The sequence below is a fragment of the Pedobacter kyonggii genome, from assembly GCF_004310665.1.
In the GTDB taxonomy this organism is placed as follows: domain Bacteria; phylum Bacteroidota; class Bacteroidia; order Sphingobacteriales; family Sphingobacteriaceae; genus Pedobacter; species Pedobacter kyonggii.
Genome location: NZ_SIXF01000056.1, coordinates 1 through 9,760, shown reverse-complemented (window position 1 = coordinate 9,760; position 9,760 = coordinate 1). Strand labels below are relative to the sequence as shown.

The following is a 9,760-nucleotide window of genomic DNA, read 5'->3' as shown; positions in this document are numbered from 1 at the left end:
TTAATCTCGGTAGTGTCCTGAAAGCAGATAACATATCTGCCTGAACAGGCTGCTTTACAGTTCCCAATAAGGTTGGACAAGAGTTCATTCTCGCTTATCCGTTCATTCAGGAGAAAACGGTAGAAGCCTTTTGCGGATGCATCATCATCTGTAAGTTGGCGTATCGAATGAACACTCCGGCTAAAAAGATCATTTAAAATCTTATTCCCTCTTAAAAGTAAACGGTGATCCCCTAAATCTGTAAATTCTCGACGCATATCAAGTGCAAAGTAAATAAAAAGATGTGTCCACACGATAGGATTTAGGAGGGGTGCCTTATACAAAAAGACGCTTAGCAGAGATTAATTGAGGGATTTTTAAGCACAAGTGGGTCTATACTTTGGCCAGGGGTACTAAGACTTGCGCAAGGCCCAGATTTAGTTTTTATTCTCGTTCTTACGCTTGAGTTCATCCAAAATCCCTTTTAAAAGCTCGTTTCTATGATAATTAGATTTACTGATATTATCCAATCTACTTAATATAAAGTAAATGATAGTTACAACTACCAGAATTTGAATAGTAAAAAAAGCGATCGACATAAAATCCATAACGAGTGTTAATTAGTTTTATCTAAGATAAAGAATAATATCATCCTAAACCAAGCCTATTATCAAAAGGTGGCTTAAGTGAGGAAACGATCGCAAAAGCCATAACTCACTCTAAATCAAACAAAACCCTATTCTCCACGCATCAACACCTCATCTATCATTCCGAATTCCTTTGCTTCAATGGCGGTCATCCAATAATCGCGACTGGCAATTTCATTTATCCGCTCATAACTTTGTCCACTGTGTTTCGCCAAAATATGGTACAGATCCGACTGGACTTTTAACACTTCTCTGATCCTGATATCCATATCAATGGCGGTTCCCTCTGCCCCACCCGAGGTTTGATGAATCATAACCCTCGAGTGCTGCAAAGCCGAACGTTTACCGGCAGCACCGGCACATAACAATACCGAACCCATAGAAAGGGCAATACCCGTACAAATAGTAGCCACATCTGGCGCGATATACTGAATGGTATCATAAATACCAAAGCCTGCATACACCGATCCACCAGGCGAATTGATATACAATTGGATGTCGTTTTTGGTATCAACCGACTGCAAAAAAAGCAATTGTGCCTGTATCACATTTGCATTCCGCTCATCAACAGCTTCCCCTAAAAAAATAATCCTGTCCATCATCAACCGAGAGAAAACATCCATCTGTGCCACATTCAGCTGGCGTTCTTCCGTAATATAGGGTGTCATGGCAACAGGCAGGGTATAAGCGGCGTTTCTGCTCATATACTGATCTACATAAAGGCTGTTTAAGCCCTGGTGTTTTACCGCATAAAGGCGGAATTCTTTGTTAATATCCATCGTATTGATTTTAAATTTTAGGCATAGCGATGCCCCTGCCCGGATAAAGGAGCATGATTTATGAATTAAATTGATTGTTTATTTGCTGAACAAACGCATTACCTTTTGCCTGAAGCTTTGATGCTCATCGGTATTAAACAACGTTTCGTGTATGTTTTCGATTTCATTTTTCAGCTGCTTCCGGCCATAACCCCGCACCATTTGATAGGTTTTGTTTTGCCAGTAAACTTGCTGCTTTAGCTCAGGCTGTAAGATCATTTTCGCTTCGAACAGGAAACTTTCTCCATCCTTATCATCCGATAGCAGATAACGCTCTATTAAACGGAGCTCATTCAACGATGTCTTCATATTTTAAGGATTTTGCTTTAACCGTTTCTTTCACTTTCTGGAGGCATTTAAATTTCTGAGCGGTTGCAGAACGTGCACCCGAAAAGCCAAAACGCCCTGCCAGTGTTTCCATATCCAGTTTTTCGTAATAGAAAGCACTGAGCAACTGCATACATTTCTGTCCGGTCTGCTCCAGTAAATGCATCAGTTTTCCCGACGAAACTTCCTCATATCTGGTATCTGCCAAATCGATCTCTTCATTAACAACGAGGTCAAGCTGATCAAAGAAAACATTCTTGTCGTTTTCGTTATAACGTTTGATCCATAAATATTTGGCAATCCCAAATAAATAGGCTTTCTCCTGATGCTTCAGCCTCAGCTCCGAAACCTGTACTTTCTCATAATACACCATCAGCGCATCCTGAAAAATGTCTTTCGCTTCCTCAAATGATCCGCCCATCTTGCTTACGTGCCTTGCCACCAAAGGAAAAGCTTCTTTGTAGAGTTTCATAAAAAGTGCTTCGCGCTGGCTGGGCTGCTCTTTAGTGGATGTTGCTGTCATGATTACTATGCTTTATACAGTATGTGACTATTTTTGATCAGATATCACCTAAAATTAACAATTATTTTTTTCTGTCCTTAAGCCTATCATGAAAACACATATTGTAAAAATTGTTTGGAGCGTTATGCTAGCTTGCTTTGAAAACACACAGCCCTTACCGAAGCACGCCCGTCAATCCCAAGGGCCAGAAAATCAAAAAAACAGTAGCACAACAGTACAAATGGCACTATCAAACCTCAAACGCAGTAGTTTTGTGTTTCATGTTTGCAAAAACTTTCACCCACCCTTAACTAACAAAACAAAGTGCCGCTGTTTTTTTGATGTGTACGAGGTTTGTGAAAAAGGCCCCTTGCTGGATTGACAAAGCATTTTTGCATATTTTTGATGCCTCAAAAGTTTGATGCCCCCGCGGCATAGAGCGTAAGAAGAATCCACCCTGTACCACATTAATCAATTCCCATCTTAACTCTTCAACTTACCCGGTGTTAAGCTAAATTTCTTTCTGAAAGCATTGCTAAAGTGCTGTACCGATGAATAACCAAGCATAAATGCCACCGATTTTATGGGTAGACCTTCGAGCAGCAACTCTTTTGCATGGTTAAGCCTGTAATCGCTCAAATAACCGAATATACTGTTATCAAACAGTCCTTTAAAGCCCTGTTTAAGTTTAAATTCGTTAATGCCGCATATTTTAGCCAGTTCGGCAACCGATGGTGGCTGGTGGATATTGGCAATGAGGTAATCCCTTGCATGATAAAGACAATCCCTATCGTAGGCAGAATTTAAAGCAGCAGGCTGTTTCTGGCTAATGGCACGTTCAAAAGCTTCGGCCTGGAGCACAAGCAGCTCAATACATTTCGATTCGATAAACATATGTTTCAGGCCTTCGGGGTAATCACAATCGAGAATATCGCGGATGCAGTGCTGCATGGCCCAAGAAATGGGAAGGTTTTGCTCCGCCAGCTGCGTATAACGCCCGGTATCGGCATAATCTGCCAAAACCTGCAATGCTTTGGTAGAATGTTCTGCCAGTTGCAAAAACTTTTCTTTAGCAAAATGTACCTCAAAAAAGCGGTAGCTGTGGCCGGTATCATATTCGCCTGTACCATCAAGCTCAGGCATGTAAATAATATTCTGCTGGTTGGAATTAAAGATATACTGCTGCTTATTTACCCGGTTAAAGATAGTGCCATTGCCGGAGAGTGTAAAACGCAGTTTAATCATATCGGGCACATCGTAGGTGGGCCTGAAATACATCTGTTGCTGTTTAAACATGATGTCGCCATACACGATGTAAATACCAGGGATATTGATCTGTACCAATTCGGCATCGCTAAAAGAAAAGCTGTATTTCTCCTTTCTTTCTGTTACCGATCCTTCCCTAACAGGAAGATCATCAAAGCTGCCCCCTACCTTTTTCCAGGCGCCGTAATCCTTACCAACATTGATTCCCATAAAGGCAATTATCACAAAAAAAGCCGAGCTAAAGTAATGGGATTATCCACAATTCGGTTTTCTGTAAAAGAAAATCCTTTTGATGTAAAAGCGTGCGGCTGCTATTTTTCAATTTTGCCCAATTGCGAATGCACCGCAAGAGACTAATAACGATACCATGGAGGAGCAAGAAGACCTGAACACATTAACGCAAGATCAAAAAATTGACGCTCTCCCGCCCAAAAATACCCTAATTTTTAAACTCTTACAAGATTTACCGCTAAAAAAAGAGGAAAAAATATTGGAAATCAGCCCAACCGACACCGAACACCTCTCTTATCTATTTCAAAAGGCAAAAAACATCAGTTATTCTGGCACTTACTTTAACGAATCTGCAATAAAAGAAGCCTTTTTTACCTACGAGGCTGATGGTAATGCTGTAGAATTGATTAAAACAACAGATAATAAACTCGATTTTCAGGATAATTTCTTCGATTATTGTTTTACGGCAAATACCATTTATTTCTGGCCGGATCCGCTAAAATACTTAGCTGAAAGCTATCGTGTGTTAAAACCAGAGGGAAGGATGAACCTTGCCTTTGTTGAAAAAAACTTTGGTGGCGACCTGCCCTGGACACAGCTCGATTTTACATTTTATGAGATTGATGAAGTAAAATCGTTTTTCAAACAATCGGGATTTTCGAATATTGAAGTAAAGAAAATGATGGAGACAGTAATGGATCAAAATGGAAAGGAAATCAGTAAACCATTTATCATGGTGTCTGGCCAGAAATAATTGATGATCTGTTTAAATTTAACAAAATATTATTTCTAAAAGATCGCAGAAACGAACAGATAAATAGTGACTTAAGCAAATTTGATTTATGGAAGCCAAGCCAGCATTCATGGAGTAAAATGGCCGTAAGAGGGGCGGAATAATTTCCGCCCCTACTTTTTTTTCCGGACAAGCGTATTTTCCTGCTGTGATTAATTATCCAATTTTCCTGATCAACAAATGTTATTCGTAACCGTTTTCAAAAACAATGGTCTGTCGTTTTTTCAGGTTCACTTCGGCAATTCCATCATCACCCATTTTTTCACTTCCAACAGGTAGACCTCTTACCACATAGGTTTTAAAAGGCAGTTTAATTCTAAGTACACCTGCTTTTTCTGCATATACTTTTACTTTTGTTGGCACACCGTTTTCTTTATTGCCACTTACTAAAAAGGCACCTTCAGCACGTAGGTTCTTAAAAGCTACATCTTTCCAGCTTTTTGGTACAGCAGGGAATGCCTGTATATAACCATTTCTGCTTTGCAATAAAAGTTCCTGAACGCCCTGTGCAAAGGCAAAATTGCCTTCTAAGGTAAACGGGCGGTAGGTAAAGTCTGAGTACTGCCCTCCTTTTTGATCGCCGTTTAAATGAAAACTGTTCGCCGAACAGAAATTGGATGCAAAAATTTCCAATTGCTTTAACGCCTTATCGGCTTGGTAAGCCCTTGCATATATAGAAGCCATCCAGCTAAAAGAATAACCACACCATGCTCTTGTACCAATTTCTTCTAACCGTTTTAAGGAATTATCAATAATGGTTTTATCCTGCTCGCGGTTAACATCCAATAAATCGAGCGGATATATGGCCATATACTGCGAAAAATGCCTGTGGGAGCTCGTTAAATTAGATCCAGGTGCAATGGTAAAACCAGTTTCATTTATTTCATAATCCGGTAATTGCTTTAGCACTTCTGTCCAATGCTTGCTTTCGTCTATCTTACCTTTTACCTTGCTTACTTCAGCCGCAGCTTTAAATAAAAATTTAGCTAAGGCCAAATCATAGTTGGTCCAGTTTAAAAACCAGGCTTTAATGCTGTTATCGTTATACTCAGGACTAGAGCTTAAAGGCAGTGAACGTTTGCCATCTTTCAACCTGGTAATGTTCTCCAGATAGGTTGCAGCTTCATGAATATACGGGTAGGCCCTGGTTTTAAGAAAGGCTTTATCCATACTATATTTCCACTGCCAATAAAAATGTTGCGAGGTCCATGCGCTTACAGTTGGCGAAAGCGAATATTGGATCCATCCACCCATCGGATCGCCATTTAAAGTAACTACACCAGGAACATTTAAGCCTTCAACACCAAAATACTGTTTGGTATAGATCAGGTTACTTTTTCTGATTTTCCATAGCCAATCGGTAAAAGTGGCTCCTTCGGCCAGGTGGTTAGCGGTGTATGTTGGCCAATAACTCAATTGGGTATTTAAATCATTGTGGAAATCGCCTTTCCAGGGTGGTAGGCTTCCATTATCGGCTGTCCAAACGGCCTGTAAAGTTATGGCCGGTGCTCCTTTTCTGGCTACACACCCTAATTTATACATTTCTAAATAGTATTGTTTTTGAATAAGCTGATCCGGCACTACAATGCTCGATTTATTCCAGAAATCTTTCCACCATTTGGTATGAGAATCCCAACCCGTCGGCTCTTTCGCTGTTGAAGAAATACCAGGTAATTTTGCAGCTTTATCATTACTAATGGTCCAGGAACCGATTACATTCCCGTTCTCCATTATTTTCCATTGAACCAACACTTCATAATAATGACCCTGGTAAGTAGGCTGACGGTAACGGACACTATTTACCGTATTGGTAACTGTTCCTTTTGCATAGCCAAGTTTCTGCAAACCCTCGCCTGCATGGCTGTTATCGCCTTTTTCTATCAAATTATTGGCGTAATTATGCACAATCAAATTAGGTATGATCGTTGTAGATTTAAGATTTTCGAAACTAAAATATCCCTGTTGCTGCTTCGCATGAATGTAACAGGTAAAAACAGTACCATTTTCAAATTTTACCGTATTTAAAGCCGTTTCGATATCCAATTCGTTCGATACTACTTTACCTAATTTAGCAATATCAAATTCCATTGCGGCTGCAGGTAATTTGGTTGGATATGGGCTGCTATTATAAGGTTCATCACCTATTTTTTGAACGGCAGCATAGTTATTTTGGTGAACCTGCTCTTCTACCCACTTAAAGTTAAGTTTCGAAATATCCAGCGCTTTACGTTCATCCCACAGATTTGCACGATCTAATGAAAGGCGTAGTTTTTTGTTCTTTTCCCATATTAAAACCCCCAACATACCATTTCCCAAGGGCATGGCTTCATCCCATTTATTGGCGAGTTTAGGAAAAGAAAGATTATAAGGTTTTAATGATTGGGCATAAATAAAGTTCCCAATGCATTGAAGCACTAACAGTAAGAGGATTTTAGTTTTCATTTGTGTTTAGAAATGGTTAGTACCCGTAAAACAGGGGCATCAACTTCTAAAATAATGATATTTGGCGAGACTAAAATCCAGAAAAATTGCGCAAACGTTTGATGGGTAATATAGAATACTTTTCTGCTAATAAAAGTTTAGTGTACAATCTTGAACACAAGCTCTTTTAACAGCTCGCCATCTTCAACATTTCCGGTACTATCTAAACCTTTGCTTTTTAAATCGTATTCGCGGAGTAAACCGATTACCTGGAAAACTTTTCCTGTATTGTAATTTCTTGCAGCCAACTCATAATCTTTGATAAAGAATGGAGGCACGCCCAAAGCTGATGCTGCATCGGCCTTATTTGGGATGTAATGGTACTTTAAAAGTTTAGTAAAGTAACCACCTAAATTGGCCAAAACCATTACTGTTGGGTTCGCTTTAGGGTTGCTGGCGAAGTAATTGATAATTTTATTGCATTTCAGCACATCGCGGATGGCCAGTGCTTTCTGCAATTCGAAAACATTATATTCTTTACTAATGCCTATATTTTTTTGAACCAGATCGGTATTAATGGTTGTCTCTTTCGGAACATTAAGCATTAATTTTTCGATCTCGTTGGCAATTTTAGAAAGGTCGGTCCCTAAATATTCAGCCATTAAAGCCGATGCCTGTTGATCGATCTTGTAACCTTTATCTTTAATAAATTCCTCAATCCAGGGCACCAGTTTATAATCGCGGACAGGATCTGACTGAAAAATCAACCCACTTTTATTAATGGCCTTATAGATTTTTTTTCGTTTATCGAAGTTTGCATACTTAAAAGCCAAAACCAATATGGTACTGGGTAAGGGTTTTTCGAAATAGTTGAGCACAAATTCGCCTTCCTTGCTACTCGAATCTTCTTTGCCCCATTTTAAATCCTGTGCCTCTTTAACAATTACCACCTGATAATCAGACATCATCGGGTAGCGCTTTGAGGCACCCAAAACCGTAGCCATATCGGTATCTTTACCATACAAAACAGTTTGATTGAAACCTTTTTCGGCATCATTCAGCAGTTTATCCTCAATATAATCAGTAACCTGATCGATGTAATAAGATTCTTCTCCATGTAATAAGTACACAGGTTTGAATTTTCGGGCTTTAATATCTTTGATGATTTCGGCAGCAGTCATTGCCCGTAAAATTACGATTTAGGTTTAACGATTTGGGTAAATGTTTATAATTTAAGAGATGTGAGATTTGGGATACAAGACTGGAGACTTCATAGCATAATCAAAATTAACTACCTTTGAAGCCGCTGGGTTTTATAAATGGATCAGGATACTGCAAAATATATTGTGAATTATTTTTCTAATCTTCTTACTGCAGAAGAGAGGTTAGCAATTCGGCATACCCATTCTATAATTAAGCTGGGTTTAGATTCAGGCCAAGCAAACAACCCAAAGGCAATTAATGTTTATAAAAAAGCTGGCTGGCTAAGCGAAGATCAGGACATCTTAACGTTGTTGCAAGATGGATACGATTCATTCGAACTTACTATTGCAGAAAGAATTTTATTACAAAATCCAGAAGTAGTATTCCTTAATAAATGTCCTAATTGTAGTAAACTAGCAAGAACGCCTTTCGCCAAACAATGTAGATTTTGCGCGCATAATTGGCACTAAAATACCCGAAAACTATCACCGAAAACCGCCAACTGAGAAAATGTTTACCCCTACTCCGCTTAACCTTCCTCCGTATCCGTTTAAAATTACACAAAAAGATGATGTGGTTTTTATTTTCGATGAGTTGAGGAAAAAGCATCTCGTACTTACACCTGAGGAATGGGTCCGCCAGCATTTTATACAGAACCTGGTTTTAGAGAAGAAATTCCCACGAACATTGATCCAGATTGAAGGTGGCTTGGTGTTAAACCAATTACAAAAAAGGAGTGATATCTTGGTTTACAATACCGCTGGCGAGAAACTGATGTTAATTGAATGTAAGGCACCTAAGGTAAAGATTACGCAATCGGTTTTCGATCAGGCCTCTCGGTATAATTCGATACATCAGGCCAGGTGGATTGTGCTAACCAATGGCTTGCAACATGTTTATGCAAAGATGGATACGGAAAAGGGCAGCTTTAATTTTGTACCGGAAATGCCAGAATATTTGGGGCTGTAGTGCAAGAATTTCCTTTTTTGTCATCCTGAACGTAGTGAAGGATCTTTATTGACCGTTATTACGAATGACGAAGCGATCTTAGGTATCAATGTATTGTAATGCTTTTTTTTGGAAAGCAGAAACAGTAGTATTTAGGTTTATTCAGCCCCGCTCCCGCTTCTGCTCCGATGAAAAATCGGGAGCATCCCGCTTTGATCGGGTTTAGGTTGCACAGCCAGCAAGACTATTAGGGGTTGCAAGAGCAAGAATAGCGCTTTTTCTGAATCATGCTATATCCCTCAATAGCAGCAAAAGCCTTCTGGGTTTAAACCTCCTATGAATAAAACCCTTTTTCAAGTGGCTTTGGAAGCTTTTTCTTTTTTTATGGGCAAAAGAAGTTGCCTGTCCTGAGAATTTGCGGTTTCTATTTAGTTAAATTAACGCCTCTCAGAAGCTTTTTTTTATAAAAGTATAAAAACTTAGCTATATCCTCCTATTAGCGGTCGTTAAATTTGCCGCAAGTATTTATTAATAAACAGTTTAAAAGATAGCCGCACACTGATTAAAGCAGGTTTTCCCAAGCAAGGTTTAGAAAGCAGTCTATCATATCTTTATAGCTAGTTTT

The 9,760-nt window shown here is 39.2% G+C and carries 10 protein-coding genes; 3 read left to right on the top strand and 7 right to left on the bottom strand.

Annotation, left to right across the window (positions count from 1 at the left end):
* From EYS08_RS25315 to EYS08_RS25295, 5 genes are all read right to left on the bottom strand, one after another.
* The coding region (locus tag EYS08_RS25315) for a transposase DNA-binding-containing protein (RefSeq protein WP_208745942.1) at nucleotides 1-257 on the bottom strand (257 nt) is incomplete at its 3' end.
* 458 nt (nucleotides 258-715) lie between these two features.
* On the bottom strand, nucleotides 716-1,405 hold the full coding sequence (locus EYS08_RS25310; RefSeq protein WP_131032677.1) for an ATP-dependent Clp protease proteolytic subunit: 690 nt from the start codon (nucleotides 1,403-1,405) through the stop codon (nucleotides 716-718).
* 78 nt (nucleotides 1,406-1,483) lie between these two features.
* Nucleotides 1,484-1,753 (bottom strand): hypothetical protein, encoded by a 270-nt coding sequence (locus tag EYS08_RS25305; RefSeq protein WP_131032676.1) that lies wholly within the window; start codon nucleotides 1,751-1,753, stop codon nucleotides 1,484-1,486.
* Nucleotides 1,734-2,294 (bottom strand): RNA polymerase sigma factor, encoded by a 561-nt coding sequence (locus tag EYS08_RS25300; RefSeq protein ID WP_131032675.1) that lies wholly within the window; start codon nucleotides 2,292-2,294, stop codon nucleotides 1,734-1,736. Before EYS08_RS25300 ends, EYS08_RS25305 begins: the two co-directional genes overlap by 20 nt.
* Nucleotides 2,295-2,756: 462 nt before the next feature.
* Nucleotides 2,757-3,749, bottom strand: a complete 993-nt coding sequence (locus EYS08_RS25295; protein WP_131032674.1) for a helix-turn-helix domain-containing protein — start codon at nucleotides 3,747-3,749, stop codon at nucleotides 2,757-2,759.
* A gap of 157 nt (nucleotides 3,750-3,906) precedes the next feature.
* On the opposite strand from EYS08_RS25295, the gene EYS08_RS25290 reads away from it, so the two are divergent.
* On the top strand, nucleotides 3,907-4,524 hold the full coding sequence (locus EYS08_RS25290) for a class I SAM-dependent methyltransferase (RefSeq protein ID WP_131032673.1): 618 nt from the start codon (nucleotides 3,907-3,909) through the stop codon (nucleotides 4,522-4,524).
* 222 nt (nucleotides 4,525-4,746) lie between these two features.
* On the opposite strand, the gene EYS08_RS25285 is transcribed toward EYS08_RS25290, so the two are convergent.
* Together EYS08_RS25285 and holA are read right to left on the bottom strand one after the other, a co-directional pair.
* Nucleotides 4,747-7,005, bottom strand: a complete 2,259-nt coding sequence (locus tag EYS08_RS25285; RefSeq protein ID WP_131032672.1) for a glycosyl hydrolase family 95 catalytic domain-containing protein — start codon at nucleotides 7,003-7,005, stop codon at nucleotides 4,747-4,749.
* 137 nt (nucleotides 7,006-7,142) lie between these two features.
* Nucleotides 7,143-8,165 (bottom strand): DNA polymerase III subunit delta, encoded by a 1,023-nt coding sequence (gene holA / locus EYS08_RS25280; protein WP_131032671.1) that lies wholly within the window; start codon nucleotides 8,163-8,165, stop codon nucleotides 7,143-7,145.
* Between the two features lie 138 nt (nucleotides 8,166-8,303).
* On the opposite strand from holA, the gene EYS08_RS25275 reads away from it, so the two are divergent.
* Both EYS08_RS25275 and EYS08_RS25270 read left to right on the top strand, forming a co-directional pair.
* A complete protein-coding gene (locus tag EYS08_RS25275) occupies nucleotides 8,304-8,657 on the top strand; it encodes a hypothetical protein (protein WP_131032670.1) in 354 nt (117 codons plus the stop codon).
* 40 nt (nucleotides 8,658-8,697) lie between these two features.
* Nucleotides 8,698-9,156, top strand: a complete 459-nt coding sequence (locus EYS08_RS25270; RefSeq protein ID WP_131032669.1) for a type I restriction enzyme HsdR N-terminal domain-containing protein — start codon at nucleotides 8,698-8,700, stop codon at nucleotides 9,154-9,156.
* Nucleotides 9,157-9,760: the final 604 nt, after the last annotated feature.

Bases quoted from the DNA above. Each gene is read 5' to 3' on its own strand.
- EYS08_RS25310 (WP_131032677.1), bottom strand. From the start codon at position 1,405: ATGGATATTAACAAAGAATTCCGCCTTTATGCGGTAAAACACCAGGGC.
- EYS08_RS25305 (WP_131032676.1), bottom strand. From the start codon at position 1,753: ATGAAGACATCGTTGAATGAGCTCCGTTTAATAGAGCGTTATCTGCTA.
- EYS08_RS25300 (WP_131032675.1), bottom strand. From the start codon at position 2,294: ATGACAGCAACATCCACTAAAGAGCAGCCCAGCCAGCGCGAAGCACTT.
- EYS08_RS25295 (WP_131032674.1), bottom strand. From the start codon at position 3,749: ATGGGAATCAATGTTGGTAAGGATTACGGCGCCTGGAAAAAGGTAGGG.
- EYS08_RS25290 (WP_131032673.1), top strand. From the start codon at position 3,907: ATGGAGGAGCAAGAAGACCTGAACACATTAACGCAAGATCAAAAAATT.
- EYS08_RS25285 (WP_131032672.1), bottom strand. From the start codon at position 7,005: ATGAAAACTAAAATCCTCTTACTGTTAGTGCTTCAATGCATTGGGAAC.
- holA (WP_131032671.1), bottom strand. From the start codon at position 8,165: ATGACTGCTGCCGAAATCATCAAAGATATTAAAGCCCGAAAATTCAAA.
- EYS08_RS25275 (WP_131032670.1), top strand. From the start codon at position 8,304: ATGGATCAGGATACTGCAAAATATATTGTGAATTATTTTTCTAATCTT.
- EYS08_RS25270 (WP_131032669.1), top strand. From the start codon at position 8,698: ATGTTTACCCCTACTCCGCTTAACCTTCCTCCGTATCCGTTTAAAATT.